Consider the following 12,857-nt stretch of genomic DNA (forward strand, 5'->3'; position numbering starts at 1 on the left):
TCTTCATAGAAAGCTACCTTTTTTCATACCAGAAAATATTCAATTAAAAATTCTGGCTGCTTTTCTTGTTCTTCCAACTTATGCGTCAGTTTCTTTTGCTTGTTCAGTTTTTGTTTCTTGATTGGTTTTGTCTTTTGAACCAGAACAGCCACCTTCACCCCAACCCCATGCAAGAGATGGACTTCCAATAACTGAAAGAGCAAAAAACAATGAAATAACCTTTTTCACTTTGTACTTAAAAGTAGGCTCAACATCTTAAGAGCATTTTTCTTTAGCCGTTAAATCCATTCTAATCACACTAAACATTCATTAATGAGTTACTCCGCCATCAATGATGGTGATATTAGTATCTGTTGAATTTGCCCAACGTAATTTGCTTAGTTCTTGATATTCAGAACTATTAAAAGCATCAATTGCATCTTGCTTTGAGGGAAACTCAATAATGACTCCTAATTTTCCACCCTTTCCTTCAACAGTTTCGGCTTCCATATCTTTGGCAAAAACAGAACCACCTACCGAGTCAACCCAAGGCTGAAAGGCTTCAACATATTCAGCAAAAGCTGGATTCGTAACTGTTGTAGTAACAAGCCAAAGACCCTTAGCCATCAAATAAAAATCAATTCAAGAAATTTTTACATACTCCATCTGGTTTGGATAGAAATATTAGAGAATCAAATAGCGAAGCTCGCAGTTTCTTCAAATAACAAAAAGCCTCAAGCTAAATCGCTTCTACAGGAATGGCTTTTATTCCCCGTATGACATAAATAGGCTTTAGACATTTTTGCTAAAAATTTAATTAGCTATAGACAACTGTTTCCAAGAGAAGCTAAAAAGAAGTTCACTAGATTTTCACCTCTTGTCTATATCAGTAACTTCTCCTTGTCCTGAGACCACTATTGAGGAACTAGGAATTAAAAGCTGGCCAATCTGGACTTGTGAAGCAAGCTCTTTTGATTGGACTTATGACGATAAAGAGACTTGTTTGTTGCTTGAGGGTGAAGTCACAGTCACTCCTGAGGGGGGAGAAGCAGTAAAGTTTGGTGCAGGAGACTTAGTTGTCTTCCCAGCTGGAATGGACTGTAGATGGGATGTTCATAAGGCAGTCCGAAAGCATTATCAATTTGGTGGTTAAACTAAGTAAGCACTATCAAATCAGATGAAAAACATATCTAAAGTGATTGCAATCGGTATCGTTGCAATTTTTGTCCTTTCTGCCTTTGCGGGATTGTTCGGAACTCTTTTATCAAGCTAATCAATCTCACCATGATTTATAAAATCGTTAGACAAGATAAAAAATCTGACGAAATTACTCAGCAATCTTTCAACAGCTATGACGAGGCATACGATCTATTAGAAGAAATTTATTCCGATGTTTGTTGCTCTGATGCTGATTATGGGGACCGTCCCTATTATGAAATTATTGATATAAAAGAATGAAACTTATAGACAAGAATAAGCAACTAATTGCTTGGTATAAAAAGAAGCTTGGTCTGACTGATTATGGATTACTTTGGCTTGTCTTTTTTAAAGGAGTATTTGTAGCTCTATTACTAGAAAGATTGATTGTTCACTAAATGTTTAATCAAGAAGTCCTATTTGAATATCTAAGTTCACCTGAGGGAATTAATAAAATTATTGTAGGGATTATTATCGTTGGAGCCATTAATGCAATCTTTATAACTTTTAGCGTTCGGAGTACTTATGGAGCTGCAAAAATAGAAAGAGAAAAACTAAAAAATCAACAAGCTAAAATCGATAGATTATCCCCTACTAAACAGGAATAGAATATATGCCTTTTATAAAACTATGGAGAAGAACATCAAGAGGTAGACGTCTAAATATTAAACGTGTAATGTTTTTCCCTTTAATTGTTTATTCAGCCTATTTACTGCTCGATAGTTTTATGCCGTTGTTTATGGTTGGATTTGTGATTTGGTTGTTGTATAACTGGACTGGTAAAAGAAAATTTTGGTGATGAACCAAGTAGATTCATTGAAATGAACAAGTGAGAATATTCTTTTTGATTGCTATTCTTTTTGGTCTTACTTTCCCTAGCGTGCGAATAACCCTTGCAGCTTTATTGGAAGGGACATCTGACTATTTATATGATTCAGCGAAGAAGGAAAAGACTTTTATTCCCTATTGGCTGAAGAAGGTAAGAGATAACTAATCTTCCTTCTTCTTGTCGCAAACTTTTTGGTAATCCTTCTTGCAGTAATCGAGCACATGCTCAAGGTACTTGTCAGTCGATTCTTCGCACTTGGCTCGTTCAAGGATATAGAACATGATCTCATCTAATATTTCTGATCTACTTTTCATTGCGTTTTAGGAGTTCAATTTCTTTTATTATCTCTTGCATGGAATCATCTAAGTGGAAACCTACAGAAGAGAACGGGAAGTGATGGAAGCAGTTTGGATGCAAGTTAAAGGTGCATGTGAGAAATTAAAAAAAGAAACTAATGCCAAAGATGCGCACATCAGAAAAATGCTCAAAGAGATGGCTGATCGTTATTACTCATAAATAATGTTGAAGTCTCTAAAAGTTATGACGAAAAAAAAATAAAAAGACAAATGAATCTAACGGTTAATTCTAAACTTGAAATACCAGCCAACGAAATACAGTGGAGATTCTCTAGATCATCAGGAGCAGGTGGACAGAACGTAAACAAGACAGAAAGTCGAGTTGAAATTGTATTTAACGTATCTGAATCAAAAACATTAACTCCATATCAGAAGCAAAGGATCTCAATTCAGGATGAACTTAAGTTAACCAATGGGTGTATTTGTATAGCTGTTCAGGATAAGAGAACTCAATATCAGAACAGACAACTGGCTTTAACCAGGCTTGCTTCAATCTTACGAGAGATATTAAAGCCGCCTCTAAAGAAGAGAAGGGAGACCAAACCAACACGCTCCTCTAAAAGGAAGAGGGTTGAGTCAAAGAAGAAAAGAGGTGAACTAAAGAAGAGCAGACAATCAAATATAGATTACTGAAAACAATAATAAGATCGAGGAAAAAACTTCTCCTACATTCTTTACTCCTTACATCTCATAAGTCTAAGCAGCCTCTGGACTCCATCCAATCTTTCTCTCGAGTCGCTGCATCCCACACAGACACTTTGAAGTCAGATGGTCTCCATGAGGCATAAGACGTTAGTGTAGACGACAAATAAGAATCGTTCTGGAATGCCTCTCGCAGCAATAATTGAAATGTTGACATGTCATGCAAACGCTAGCTGAACCTGTGTGTTTAAGAGTCTCTTCTTCGAGATAGTCCCATTCCTCTGCTGGGTTGCAACGCTTCTGGGGTAGAACTTTTTGGGTGCGATACTAAGACATTGCCTTAATCCCATAGGTTCTGCTACCACTGAATTCCAGTCTGATGCACGAAAAACGGCATAGGGTGAAGGACATTGGAGCCATATGCATCTAGCAGCACACCTGTACTAACGACGACAAGGAGGCGTTGTCAAGTAGCTACTGAATCAATTAATTAAATTGATAAATAATATTCATCTCATGGGGCTTTGCGTCCTCGCTTATACGTAATTAGGCTTCACACATTTTTGATAAAAATATATCAGGTTCTAGATTGACATAAATTTCACTAATAAAAAATTTCGCATGATATTTATGCAGCTTCTACCTTTTTGAATGCTTTCTCGTACATTTCACCTGTTCCATCAGGTTGGAATTTTGCGCAATTAGCATCGTGAACCTCTTTTGCATGGCCCATCGCCTTAGCTATGTTCTTTGTGGGAAACCCACTTGCATGACAAGCTTTTGCATATCTATGCGGAAGGGTGCTTGTTTATTCGAAAATAATTTTGCTATCTAATGATCATGACCATGATGATGTCCCTTCTGGTCATCTTTGTTATCGTGTTCTTCTGTCTATTCTTCCGAAGCCATTTGGCAAACAGTTACAAGAAGAGGTGTAAATAGAGAAAAAGCAGCGAACAAAGAGATCGCGAACTTACGCATTGAAAGATTCTGAAAATAGCATTCATTTTAAATTTATATACTTTTTGCATCCATGACTTTTATTGTGGCAAATTAAGTATTTCACTTGATCGCATAAAACGGTATCAACCGCTACACTTTATGTACGTTCGATTTCCTCAGGGAAATGCATGTTTAGGTAACAGGGAACGGGGTTACCTCTACCGAGAAACGTGATGAATCACCTTCCTTTAATCAGAAAAAGCCTTTGCAAGAAAAGCTCACTCCACAACGCTGAGTTGTTTCTATCTTCCAGACCAAGTCATTCAAGCTCAACCAAATTAAATATTCGGCTACTTGAGCAAAAGGCAAAAAGAAAAGCAATACATCAGTCCGAACTGAATCTTGCTTCTAGATGCAGCACTAACTCCTCCAGCTTGAATAGCCACTTAGCCAGAAAAAAAGAGCGAGAGCAAAGATTGCACTCAGCACAAATCATCTCGATGATTAAATAAACTTTTCTTATAAGAAGCATCAATTCCCATAATCAAAAACTGTGAGTAAAAACTCACAGCATGGCTAATTGTTCTTTATATTTGCTTCATATTTCATTTTTTGCCATGACTCCTGAAGCAGAAAAGTTTAACGGTTGGGCAGCAATGCTTGGCTTCGTTGCAGCCTTTGGTGCATATGCAACAACAGGTCAAATTATTCCTGGAATTTTCTAAGTGGAGCTCAATCCATTTAAACCCTATCAACAATTTTTTCAAAACCTATTGAAAAGATCTAACAAAAGTTCTTAGCGGTCTGGTTAAGAACTTTTTTTTTTCAACTAAAATTTTGTTTTAATTAAACGTCTGTTCCGTAGTAGTTGAATTGATTAAAATTTCATAAATCTATTTCTGGCCTCTAATGGCTTTTCTCAGCTATGGAAGCTATAGAGAGGAGAGAACCCCTGCGGTTAAGACGAGTAGTAAGAAGTAGTCCATTGCTTATCTTTTAGTAATCCATATGTACCCAAAACAGGGTTAACAATAAGGAGGATCCAATACAGCAAAGGTTGACCAGAATCGACAATAATTCCCACATTAAGAGTATTGAATACTGCAACTATCAATAAGCAAGACATCAAGCCCAACTCACCTAATAACACTTTCCGAGCAGATTCATGTTCTCTAATGAAACTTGCAACTATCAATAAGAATCCAATACCTATATTGCTTGCAGCGACGACATCAACAAAGTCTCTCACAAATAACATTGTTTCGCCTGAGACTGATGGGACAATGGTATCAACTGAGAAAATCAACAATGGGATGAGTATTACAACCCAATACAATTTGAAGAGATCCAACGGTTTTTAGAATCGTTTTTATTCATATATATAGAATTTTTGAGTCGAAGTTGCAGGACTTGTTGGTTCTCACTTGACATTAGCCATGAATTTTAAAAACCAAAACGACTCCTTAATCAAGGAAAATACATTGAACCTAAAAAACAAATTCACATCAAAGTCATCGCAAGCTCAAATAGGAACCCAAGAGACAAGAATAAGAAATGACCGCCAAGCAGTTTTTCAGGTTGTACGAGATTTAGTACAGGCTCAATTTGTTCGAGGTGATGAAGAGTTAACTAAGAGGCTTTGGCAGGATGTTGCAGATAGAAAGATTGACTTGGACCGTGTGATAAATCTTATGTATACCTGTGCTTTTCATGAAGACGATGAAGAAATGACCAGAGTTGATGAGACTTATCAAAAGACAGGCTTGGTTGGTTGAAATGATTTTTATCACCTACGGTCACAAAATATAAATAAGACAAAATCTTGGACATCGACAACGTTGTGGAGTTGTATCATTTGTATTTCATATTTTTCTCTTTATTAGGCGATTATTTAGTATCTTTATCTCGCCAATCTCTTTTTAATGCATAGTCTTTGCTGTTATCTAGGTAAACCACCAAAAAACCAAATAAAAGTCCAATAAAAGCAACTAAAATTACAAGTTGATTAATCGGAGAAAGATTTTGTAAGAAATTCATTAAAAATATCTAATTATTAATTTATAGTCCCCTTTCATATTTTTTAATGACTCACTTTATAAATCTTGTTTAGACCTTTCGAGTCTTTTGATTGGATGAATTCCTATTTGAAGGATGAAACCTAAGCTGATCTCTAAAATCCTCATCACTCCAATAGTAATCATCGTAAAAGGAAAAAGCTGACATAGCGACACCAGCTGTAAGGAGCGCTCCCACGATCAAAACAATATATAGAAGGGAATAAGAAGGTACCCAATTACCTGTTCCAGAAATAAAAGCAAAAGGCATAGTGGCGAGACAAATTAGATTTCCATACAACTACATTCGCTAAGGTAATGATTTTTACTACCTGAAAGAAATACCCAATTTTAAATTTCTAATAATTGCTCAAGAAAGATACTTCCTCTCTCCTTTGGATTCAAACCAAATGAACTTCTGGATAACCTCTATTTTAAAAAGCAGACCTGATCCAGATGTTCTTTATGAAAAAGATTAGATGGGAAAAGTTTTCTCATTTTTTTTAGTTTCTTAGTCGTATAGCGAAACTTTTTATGATTTGCGAGCAAAGGGACAGGATTTCGACGACTGTCACCTCTCTGACTAGAGTTTGATCCGCAACGCAGCTTTTAACCTTGTTACTCGCTCTTATGTGATAAAAATATGAAGTTATTTAAAACTAATGTTCGGTTGAGGTAGTGCTTTCCAAACTTTGCTTGTTCTCTGGTTGATGTTCACCTATAAATCAATTGAGGCCAAACCTCATCAAGACATAATTGACTTTATATAGTACGAGTCAATTAATAACCCCTTTAGTTATTGGAATTTCTAGAGGGGTTTCTTGTTTTAACCTTTTTTTACTTGATCCACAAAAATGGGGGCTAATGCCCCCAGGATAAATCGACTATCAACCGAGCTTTTAGTCTATAAGAATGAAAAGCCTAAGAAAATCAAAGACAATGATGAGAAAATCAAAAGCATTTCAGTAAATTTCATTTAAAACCTCCTAAAGGACTACTCTTCTAGGCTGTGGGAAGGATTCAGGCTTAGAGCAAAAACCATACGTTAGGCACTCCAACTCTTTATCGTCCCTGATCTTCCACAAATAAGGTGAATCGAACATTTCAACCATAATATTTTTAAGCATATGGTTGAAGGGGTTTCCGCAGGTCATAACTAAACCTCCTGAAAATCCTTAATACATTTCTACTCCCGAAGCTAGTAAAAATCTATATGGAGACCACTAAAGTATTTACTATTGTCGTTGCTGATTGCTATCGAAGTTAAAGGGGGGGGTGGGAGACTCAACACAGCCCTTAAAAAAAGAATGATCTATTAAAGTCACAGTAAGAAAAAGCATCTTTTATTATCTTGCTTTTACTAGATCAGAATCGGAGAAGCAAAAAGAAGAAGAGAACCTGGTTTACCTCCAAAAGCCAAAAAAGAAAAGAAAACAAGAACTAACGAAAGTCAGTTCTCATGGTCACAATTTTCGATTAACAAATTAAAGAGTCAATACCCGGCTGCACCGTTTGTAACCACTGCTTTGATTTTAATAGTTTTACAATGGGGGTTCTCGCTAAATAGCTGAATACCTAAATGGAATTCTTTGATGAGTTCGAAATAATTGGTGGAAGCATTCCTAATTTGATCGGTTTAGCGGTTTTCTGCGGTGTAGTTATTTATTTTGAACAAACTAGAAAAGCAAAAGTCAGACGAGGAGAGAAAGTACCTCCTCATCAATAAATGATTCTCTTCGCTAAAGCTCAAATCATTGGTGGAATCGTTCCCAATCTGATTGCTTTTGCTTTTTTCCTTGGTGCGATTGGATACTTTGCTTCAACGGGGAAAATGGCTGAAATGTTCGGCTGGAAAAACAAGAATTAACAGCTATAAAAGTTACGGCGGGGTTGGAAAAAGATTGCAGATATTTACTGTGTTAAGCCTACAACTGTTAGGCGGTGGTCAATGGCTTAAAAATTAGAGTTTCACCAAGTAGGAAATGAACCAAGCGGCAAAAATAACTTTTCCAAAAATGAGATAAGGAAGAAACTTAAAAGCCTTCTTTTCGAATGCTGCTTTATCAAATGTTGGTTTATCAGTTGAAGTCATGAGAAAGGAGCAACTGAATTTCTAGCGGGGTTAAATCACTATTTTCTATTCCCCAAAGCTCACCTATATCTGAAGCTTCAAGGATGGATTCGTAAAAATCGGGTGAAAAATTTGAAGGCATTATTCTAATTAAACGATTACGGAAGAAGCAACATTAAATGAACCAGATGCTAATAGAAGGGCAGGGATACAGAAAAGAGCTAAGAACTTAACTGCTGAAGAATTATTGATTGAAGTCATGGCAGAGAGAGGGTTAAAAATTTTCGGTGATACAAGGGTTGAACATTCCATTCACCGATTTGACAAATATAAAGAGTACTCTTGAAGTAATGATGTTCGGTTGGGGTAGTGCTTCCCTACTCCCATCCAATAAAAAGAAGGGTTAGACCGAAGGTGTAAGAAAGGAGGCTTTATGAAACTCTTTACTCCCTTCACCATCCCCAAAAGAGACAACTGCGATCTTTGCAGGATTAAAAGGAATAATCAGAAGAGGGGCAAATAGCCTCTCTTTTTTATTACTGCTGCAAAAATGTATCCGAGGATGCGGCACCCTAAAAATGCGTGCGATACAAATAAATCAAGAGTTACCTCTCCACAATGGCAAAAGAACTTAAGGTTTCTTCGTCCTTTATAAGGGTTGGCGTGAGTGTACTTCTTTCGCTGGGAAAGCTACATTCTCTAACTATTTAAATTCCTCTCAGGAATAGATTTGATTTCGTTTTCGACCATTTGTTTCCACATAGGTGAATTACTTGCCAAGAAGAGAACTCCAATAGCAGCGATAAAAGGGAATAGATTTTTAAATTGCTTCATTTCTACTGTTGTTGCTGCTGAATTTGCTCATAGAAAGTGGAAGGCTTTTTGATTGTTGTCCGATATTCGCTAACGATGTCAGTAACTTCTTCACCATGAATCCAACGGATTTCGCCAGAATCTACGTTGGCAATTTGAAAGAGTGAGGGTGCATCAGGATCACGAGAGCCGCCAACAAAAGTAAGAACTTTTCCAATTTGGTCCTTTTCATATAGAACAGCGTCCCCTGGTCTGACTTTTAAAAATAAAGGTTCATCCATAAGTCCATTCTGTCCAAATCCATCAAGCAAGGGAAGTATCCTTTTAGACCAAATTTCTAAGTCTGTTAAGTCAAGTAGTTTCAGACAGTATTTGCCTAAGAAATAAAGCTATCACTAGCGAGTAAAGACTCAGGAGATCCCGCTGAGATCCCAGTCTCACTTTCCCATTAAAAAAGACAGGCTGGGAAACCTGTCTCTGACTGATCGGGGCGACAGGATTCGAACCAAGAAGAAAAGGAAGACCTTCTATAGAAGAGATACCTCTGCCTCCTCACGTACAACGAGCACTTGTTCTTAGAGGTAATGGATCGTCATGGAAAGATGCTGCTGAATCAGTTGGAATGGATTATCGAACACTCAGGAAATACGTACGAGATCATCCTGATGCAACTGATTTCCTGGAACGTCAAACGCAAGATGCACTCGATCAAAGCCATAGCAAACTCATTGCAGCAGCACCTGCAGCGGCACAAAGACTAATCGATGTTATTAATGACGAGAACAATAGAGGTTATGTTGTTGTTCAAGCAGTAGAGAGTTTATTTAGGATTATTGATCGAGGTATTACAGATCGAGAGAACGCTGAGCAACTAAGAGAAATTAAAGAATCTATCAATGCTCTTGAAGGAGGGAGAGTTGTTGATATGTAGCTTTCCCTTCCGTGTCAGTGCCATCAATAAACATGACGATGCGCCAGTCACCTGTTTCCATGAACGTCATTTTTAAACCTGTTTAATTGACTTCGAATGTGACTCCCATCACAGCAGTAATGTCTTTATTAATTGTGCTTGTGTCATAAGACCCCCAGCTACTTACTCTTGTTGAATTAGGTACTGTTATTTGGAAAACGCCAGTATCAACCTTCCTTACATTGCCAAGTTCTGAACCCGTTTGATAGACAATAGCTTCAGCTCTTGTATGTGCATCTTTTGTGGCTTTTGCAAGCATATCTACCCGTTTTGCTGCGAGTGTTGTATATGTATACTCTGGTCGACTTGGCCTTACAAGAACTCCTTTACCCAGTAGTTCACTCATCTGTCTATATGTTTGATCAATATTAAAAACATCATTGCTTTCAATTTCGATCCATTGTGTAGTGACCCATTTCTTAGAAATTATTTCACCTGTTTTAGGGTTTTTATTTATTTCTTTTGAGGTTGAGGCAGGTAATAGAGCAACTGATTGGTAGTCATTGTTCTTAACGTCATAACGATCAAGAAAAGTCATTGTTTTTTCGATAGATACTTTATGTTTTTTATATGAATCAATCTGAGAATTTCCTGTCGTTTCAACCTTAATGTCCCATTTTGCAAAATCACTTTCTATTCGCTCTGTACTTGCTCCAGTAACTGTGATGCTGTTTGCTGCAGGTTTTAGACCATCAACCAAAATCTTTGATGCACTTGTAAATCCAATAAGCCCACCAATTGATAAGACTGTTGTAGCAAAAACTAGAGGAGGAGTGCGTCGAATAATTTCAACCGCATTAAAAGGTAAAGCTCTTATGAGAGATAGAACTTTCATTGGATTCAATTGTGAGGAGTTGTATCTAGCGAAAAATCAATTCAATTTGAATAGATGAATCTCTGGCTTTCTTTGATTGACCAAGGAACTGGTATTTCGCTTCCCATCGGGACATCATTAGATGGCGTTCCGATTTGTGAGTTGGTTCCTGATGATGCAATACCTTGATCCAGCCCGCAAGAGTTTGAATGTACTAATTGATCGATATATACATTTTTTACTTGATGCCTAATAGAACCAGATCAGCTAGAAAGGTAAGAAGAAAAGAAGATGAAGGCTGATGGCTGAAAAGCAGACAGCGACAAAAAAGGTTCTTGAATTGATTGGAGATTCCTTGAAGAAGGGGAAAAACTATTCTCTTGAGAAGGAGCAACTCAAAGAACTTTTTGATGATTTTGGGGATGAAATCCTTGATCCAATGAAGTCAAAGCATGGCGAGAAATACATACAAAAACTATCCAAGGAACATGAAAACTTAGAAGCTTTCAGAGATTACATTATTAATAGATTCGTTAGCTTAGTTGCGCAAAAATCATTTAATGAATACGGGATGTTTGAGGAACCAGAGTATGTCAAACTCATTCTCGCCCTCGCTAAAACCGATGAGGAAGTGCTCATTAAAGAATTTTCTGAAGATATCCTGACTACATACGATCTGGAAACACAGCGTGAGATCGTAGAGCATGGCTGCATGAATGGCAGAGCTTATAATCATGCTTCCCTTGAAGAAATTATTCCTCTCTACGATAAATATGAAGAAGACATGGTGAAGTATATCGATAAAAAATGTGGGGAGAAGGCTCTTACCTCGATGTTTGAGCAAAACAAATATTATCTTAACCAATATAAAATTGATGTAGTTTGGTCATCTATAGAGCTCATAGCAAAGGCAAACCTAGAAAAATTAGACGAGGAAGACGAGGAGGAGGAAGACTAATGACTCAAAAGCAGACAGCGACAAAAAAGGTTCTTGAATTGATTGGAGATTCCTTGAAGAAGGGGAAAAACTATTCTCTTGAGAAGGAGCAACTCAAAGAACTTTTTGATGATTTTGGGGATGAAATCCTTGATCCAATGAAGTCAAAGCATGGCGAGAAATACATACAAAAACTATCCAAGGAACATGAAAACTTAGAAGCTTTCAGAGATTACATTATTAATAGATTCGTTAGCTTAGTTGCGCAAAAATCATTTAATGAATACGGGATGTTTGAGGAACCAGAGGGGATCGAACTCTTTCTCACCCTTATCAAAACGGATGAAACTGATAAGAAAATTGAAAGGAACGTGAACGTCTCTATTGAGCATTACACACCAAGCAATTCTTTAACTAAAGAAACTAGCTCTTTCTTTAGAAGTTGCTCAATGGGCTTAGGAGGTGGTGTAACTCCATTTTTTTTAAGCAAAGCTACTAAGCCCGATTTATTTAAATTCCAGAAACCTTTTATTCCATTCTTTTTACATAATTCTTGCAAGGTTTTATTAGTTTGATTCCAGCTTCCTTGTCCGAGTAGAGCCTTAACCTTTTTACTTTGAGTAAGTTGAGGAGTTCCAGAGAGTTGAGTTGCAGATCTCAATTCCGCATCCATTTCTTTCAGACTTCTAGCATCAGATTTAGCTACTTCTCTCAAATTGGCACGTAGAGAATCAGCTATCCGTCCCATGATCTTCCTGAAGTTTCTTGTTCATTGATTCTTGTTTTTTTATTAGTACATCAAGTTTCTCCTTTGAGCTAGTCCAACGATTAATAAATTTGATCACTGCTCTTATTAAACGTCCAATAAATGATCCCCCTTGATATGTTTTTCTCCCTTTTTCATATGCTTGATATTCTGCAACCAACTCATCACCAGCATCTTCTAATTCACCAATAACACCAGTCACAATATCAAGCATTTCATAAGCTTCTGCTCTGACTGAAGCTTCCCGTTCTGCTATTGCGCGAAGTTTTTCCTCAAGGACCTTCATTGCTTCCTGACTTTTTCTTGCCTGTCCCTTATAAGCTCCACGACTTCTCATCAGGCTCGAATAATTCTTTCGAATTTCCAAATAGGATTCTTCTAAAGCAGTTCTATCAAGATTGAAAACATCAGAAGGGTATGCAGCAGTAGAGGGAATTGTCTTTGGCATTAGAGAAAGATTAATTGAACCTTGATATCAAAAAAATTT

At 37.0% G+C, this 12,857-nt stretch carries 25 protein-coding genes; 14 read left to right on the forward strand and 11 right to left on the reverse strand.

What is annotated here, in order from left to right; all coding sequences use genetic code 11:
- Positions 1-78: 78 nt before the first annotated feature.
- Positions 79-228, reverse strand: coding sequence for a hypothetical protein (locus O5639_RS03430; RefSeq protein WP_269625089.1), 150 nt, complete (start codon positions 226-228; stop codon positions 79-81).
- Positions 229-309: 81 nt separating this feature from the next.
- Positions 310-606 carry a DUF1330 domain-containing protein gene (locus tag O5639_RS03435; RefSeq protein ID WP_269625090.1) on the reverse strand — a complete coding sequence of 99 codons (297 nt, stop codon included), beginning with the start codon at positions 604-606 and terminating at the stop codon, positions 310-312.
- A 250-nt stretch (positions 607-856) separates the two neighbouring features.
- Here O5639_RS03435 and O5639_RS03440 point away from each other — a divergent pair, with 250 nt between their 5' ends.
- The 7 genes from O5639_RS03440 (at position 857) to arfB (ending at position 2,994) form a co-directional block, all read left to right on the forward strand.
- A complete protein-coding gene (locus O5639_RS03440; protein WP_269625091.1) occupies positions 857-1,132 on the forward strand; it encodes a cupin domain-containing protein in 276 nt (91 codons plus the stop codon).
- Between the two features lie 131 nt (positions 1,133-1,263).
- Positions 1,264-1,437, forward strand: a complete 174-nt coding sequence (locus O5639_RS03445; RefSeq protein WP_269625092.1) for a hypothetical protein — start codon at positions 1,264-1,266, stop codon at positions 1,435-1,437.
- Positions 1,434-1,574, forward strand: a complete 141-nt coding sequence (locus O5639_RS03450) for a hypothetical protein (RefSeq protein WP_269625093.1) — start codon at positions 1,434-1,436, stop codon at positions 1,572-1,574. Before O5639_RS03445 ends, O5639_RS03450 begins: the two co-directional genes overlap by 4 nt.
- Positions 1,575-1,784: a hypothetical protein gene (locus tag O5639_RS03455; RefSeq protein ID WP_269625094.1), complete on the forward strand. Its 210-nt coding sequence runs from the start codon at positions 1,575-1,577 to the stop codon at positions 1,782-1,784. It begins immediately after the preceding gene.
- Positions 1,785-1,789: 5 nt separating this feature from the next.
- Entirely contained in the window at positions 1,790-1,975 is a 186-nt protein-coding gene (locus tag O5639_RS03460; RefSeq protein WP_269625095.1) for a hypothetical protein, read from the forward strand.
- 396 nt (positions 1,976-2,371) lie between these two features.
- Complete coding sequence (locus tag O5639_RS03465; protein ID WP_269625096.1) at positions 2,372-2,521, forward strand: hypothetical protein; 150 nt, start codon at positions 2,372-2,374, stop codon at positions 2,519-2,521.
- Positions 2,522-2,571: 50 nt separating this feature from the next.
- A complete protein-coding gene (gene arfB / locus O5639_RS03470) occupies positions 2,572-2,994 on the forward strand; it encodes an alternative ribosome rescue aminoacyl-tRNA hydrolase ArfB (RefSeq protein WP_269625097.1) in 423 nt (140 codons plus the stop codon).
- A 55-nt stretch (positions 2,995-3,049) separates the two neighbouring features.
- Here arfB and O5639_RS03475 read toward each other — a convergent pair whose 3' ends face one another.
- On the reverse strand, positions 3,050-3,220 hold the full coding sequence (locus O5639_RS03475) for a hypothetical protein (RefSeq protein ID WP_269625098.1): 171 nt from the start codon (positions 3,218-3,220) through the stop codon (positions 3,050-3,052).
- 1,342 nt (positions 3,221-4,562) lie between these two features.
- Here O5639_RS03475 and O5639_RS03480 point away from each other — a divergent pair.
- Positions 4,563-4,670 (forward strand): high light inducible protein, encoded by a 108-nt coding sequence (locus O5639_RS03480; RefSeq protein ID WP_011125327.1) that lies wholly within the window; start codon positions 4,563-4,565, stop codon positions 4,668-4,670.
- Between the two features lie 233 nt (positions 4,671-4,903).
- Here O5639_RS03480 and O5639_RS03485 read toward each other — a convergent pair whose 3' ends face one another.
- Positions 4,904-5,296, reverse strand: coding sequence for a hypothetical protein (locus O5639_RS03485; protein ID WP_269625099.1), 393 nt, complete (start codon positions 5,294-5,296; stop codon positions 4,904-4,906).
- Between the two features lie 85 nt (positions 5,297-5,381).
- Here O5639_RS03485 and O5639_RS03490 point away from each other — a divergent pair, with 85 nt between their 5' ends.
- Positions 5,382-5,720 carry a hypothetical protein gene (locus O5639_RS03490; RefSeq protein WP_269625100.1) on the forward strand — a complete coding sequence of 113 codons (339 nt, stop codon included), beginning with the start codon at positions 5,382-5,384 and terminating at the stop codon, positions 5,718-5,720.
- A gap of 112 nt (positions 5,721-5,832) precedes the next feature.
- On the opposite strand, the gene O5639_RS03495 is transcribed toward O5639_RS03490, so the two are convergent.
- Together O5639_RS03495 and O5639_RS03500 are read right to left on the reverse strand one after the other, a co-directional pair.
- Positions 5,833-5,982, reverse strand: a complete 150-nt coding sequence (locus O5639_RS03495; protein WP_269625101.1) for a hypothetical protein — start codon at positions 5,980-5,982, stop codon at positions 5,833-5,835.
- A gap of 69 nt (positions 5,983-6,051) precedes the next feature.
- On the reverse strand, positions 6,052-6,270 hold the full coding sequence (locus O5639_RS03500; RefSeq protein WP_269625102.1) for a hypothetical protein: 219 nt from the start codon (positions 6,268-6,270) through the stop codon (positions 6,052-6,054).
- A 1,308-nt stretch (positions 6,271-7,578) separates the two neighbouring features.
- Between O5639_RS03500 and O5639_RS03505 the strand changes: the two genes are divergently transcribed.
- Together O5639_RS03505 and O5639_RS03510 are read left to right on the forward strand one after the other, a co-directional pair.
- Positions 7,579-7,725: a hypothetical protein gene (locus O5639_RS03505; protein ID WP_269625103.1), complete on the forward strand. Its 147-nt coding sequence runs from the start codon at positions 7,579-7,581 to the stop codon at positions 7,723-7,725.
- Positions 7,726-7,866 carry a hypothetical protein gene (locus O5639_RS03510; protein ID WP_269625104.1) on the forward strand — a complete coding sequence of 47 codons (141 nt, stop codon included), beginning with the start codon at positions 7,726-7,728 and terminating at the stop codon, positions 7,864-7,866. It abuts the gene before it with no gap.
- A gap of 211 nt (positions 7,867-8,077) precedes the next feature.
- On the opposite strand, the gene O5639_RS03515 is transcribed toward O5639_RS03510, so the two are convergent.
- The 3 genes from O5639_RS03515 to O5639_RS03525 all read right to left on the reverse strand — a co-directional run bounded on the left by O5639_RS03515 (position 8,078) and on the right by O5639_RS03525 (position 9,194).
- Entirely contained in the window at positions 8,078-8,212 is a 135-nt protein-coding gene (locus O5639_RS03515; protein ID WP_269625105.1) for a hypothetical protein, read from the reverse strand.
- 557 nt (positions 8,213-8,769) lie between these two features.
- Positions 8,770-8,904: a hypothetical protein gene (locus tag O5639_RS03520; RefSeq protein ID WP_269625106.1), complete on the reverse strand. Its 135-nt coding sequence runs from the start codon at positions 8,902-8,904 to the stop codon at positions 8,770-8,772.
- Between the two features lie 2 nt (positions 8,905-8,906).
- Positions 8,907-9,194 (reverse strand): DUF3104 domain-containing protein, encoded by a 288-nt coding sequence (locus O5639_RS03525; RefSeq protein ID WP_269625107.1) that lies wholly within the window; start codon positions 9,192-9,194, stop codon positions 8,907-8,909.
- Between the two features lie 311 nt (positions 9,195-9,505).
- On the opposite strand from O5639_RS03525, the gene O5639_RS03530 reads away from it, so the two are divergent.
- Positions 9,506-9,814 (forward strand): hypothetical protein, encoded by a 309-nt coding sequence (locus tag O5639_RS03530; protein ID WP_269625108.1) that lies wholly within the window; start codon positions 9,506-9,508, stop codon positions 9,812-9,814.
- Between the two features lie 82 nt (positions 9,815-9,896).
- Here the strand turns inward: O5639_RS03530 and O5639_RS03535 are convergent, their stop codons facing one another.
- Positions 9,897-10,688, reverse strand: coding sequence for an SIMPL domain-containing protein (locus O5639_RS03535; protein WP_269625109.1), 792 nt, complete (start codon positions 10,686-10,688; stop codon positions 9,897-9,899).
- A gap of 280 nt (positions 10,689-10,968) precedes the next feature.
- On the opposite strand from O5639_RS03535, the gene O5639_RS03540 reads away from it, so the two are divergent.
- Together O5639_RS03540 and O5639_RS03545 are read left to right on the forward strand one after the other, a co-directional pair.
- On the forward strand, positions 10,969-11,625 hold the full coding sequence (locus O5639_RS03540) for a hypothetical protein (RefSeq protein ID WP_269625110.1): 657 nt from the start codon (positions 10,969-10,971) through the stop codon (positions 11,623-11,625).
- The gene (locus O5639_RS03545; protein WP_269625111.1) at positions 11,625-12,179 is read left to right on the forward strand and encodes a hypothetical protein; all 555 of its coding nucleotides are present in this window, start codon (positions 11,625-11,627) and stop codon (positions 12,177-12,179) included. Before O5639_RS03540 ends, O5639_RS03545 begins: the two co-directional genes overlap by 1 nt.
- A 156-nt stretch (positions 12,180-12,335) precedes the next feature.
- On the opposite strand, the gene O5639_RS03550 is transcribed toward O5639_RS03545, so the two are convergent.
- Complete coding sequence (locus O5639_RS03550) at positions 12,336-12,818, reverse strand: hypothetical protein (RefSeq protein WP_269625112.1); 483 nt, start codon at positions 12,816-12,818, stop codon at positions 12,336-12,338.
- Between the last annotated feature and the right edge of the window lie 39 nt (positions 12,819-12,857).

The organism is Prochlorococcus marinus str. MIT 1214, assembly GCF_027359355.1.
Lineage (GTDB): Bacteria > Cyanobacteriota > Cyanobacteriia > PCC-6307 > Cyanobiaceae > Prochlorococcus_B > Prochlorococcus_B marinus_F.

What these genes read in the sequence shown, in the direction of transcription:
- arfB (WP_269625097.1), top strand. Translation starts at nt 2,572, where the DNA reads ATGAATCTAACGGTTAATTCTAAACTTGAAATACCAGCCAACGAAATA.
- O5639_RS03540 (WP_269625110.1), top strand. Translation starts at nt 10,969, where the DNA reads ATGGCTGAAAAGCAGACAGCGACAAAAAAGGTTCTTGAATTGATTGGA.
- O5639_RS03435 (WP_269625090.1), bottom strand. Translation starts at nt 606, where the DNA reads ATGGCTAAGGGTCTTTGGCTTGTTACTACAACAGTTACGAATCCAGCT.
- O5639_RS03490 (WP_269625100.1), top strand. Translation starts at nt 5,382, where the DNA reads ATGAATTTTAAAAACCAAAACGACTCCTTAATCAAGGAAAATACATTG.
- O5639_RS03500 (WP_269625102.1), bottom strand. Translation starts at nt 6,270, where the DNA reads ATGCCTTTTGCTTTTATTTCTGGAACAGGTAATTGGGTACCTTCTTAT.
- O5639_RS03480 (WP_011125327.1), top strand. Translation starts at nt 4,563, where the DNA reads ATGACTCCTGAAGCAGAAAAGTTTAACGGTTGGGCAGCAATGCTTGGC.
- O5639_RS03515 (WP_269625105.1), bottom strand. Translation starts at nt 8,212, where the DNA reads ATGCCTTCAAATTTTTCACCCGATTTTTACGAATCCATCCTTGAAGCT.
- O5639_RS03530 (WP_269625108.1), top strand. Translation starts at nt 9,506, where the DNA reads ATGGATTATCGAACACTCAGGAAATACGTACGAGATCATCCTGATGCA.
- O5639_RS03475 (WP_269625098.1), bottom strand. Translation starts at nt 3,220, where the DNA reads ATGTCAACATTTCAATTATTGCTGCGAGAGGCATTCCAGAACGATTCT.
- O5639_RS03505 (WP_269625103.1), top strand. Translation starts at nt 7,579, where the DNA reads ATGGAATTCTTTGATGAGTTCGAAATAATTGGTGGAAGCATTCCTAAT.
- O5639_RS03520 (WP_269625106.1), bottom strand. Translation starts at nt 8,904, where the DNA reads ATGAAGCAATTTAAAAATCTATTCCCTTTTATCGCTGCTATTGGAGTT.
- O5639_RS03445 (WP_269625092.1), top strand. Translation starts at nt 1,264, where the DNA reads ATGATTTATAAAATCGTTAGACAAGATAAAAAATCTGACGAAATTACT.
- O5639_RS03495 (WP_269625101.1), bottom strand. Translation starts at nt 5,982, where the DNA reads ATGAATTTCTTACAAAATCTTTCTCCGATTAATCAACTTGTAATTTTA.
- O5639_RS03545 (WP_269625111.1), top strand. Translation starts at nt 11,625, where the DNA reads ATGACTCAAAAGCAGACAGCGACAAAAAAGGTTCTTGAATTGATTGGA.
- O5639_RS03535 (WP_269625109.1), bottom strand. Translation starts at nt 10,688, where the DNA reads ATGAAAGTTCTATCTCTCATAAGAGCTTTACCTTTTAATGCGGTTGAA.
- O5639_RS03460 (WP_269625095.1), top strand. Translation starts at nt 1,790, where the DNA reads ATGCCTTTTATAAAACTATGGAGAAGAACATCAAGAGGTAGACGTCTA.
- O5639_RS03450 (WP_269625093.1), top strand. Translation starts at nt 1,434, where the DNA reads ATGAAACTTATAGACAAGAATAAGCAACTAATTGCTTGGTATAAAAAG.
- O5639_RS03510 (WP_269625104.1), top strand. Translation starts at nt 7,726, where the DNA reads ATGATTCTCTTCGCTAAAGCTCAAATCATTGGTGGAATCGTTCCCAAT.
- O5639_RS03550 (WP_269625112.1), bottom strand. Translation starts at nt 12,818, where the DNA reads ATGCCAAAGACAATTCCCTCTACTGCTGCATACCCTTCTGATGTTTTC.
- O5639_RS03455 (WP_269625094.1), top strand. Translation starts at nt 1,575, where the DNA reads ATGTTTAATCAAGAAGTCCTATTTGAATATCTAAGTTCACCTGAGGGA.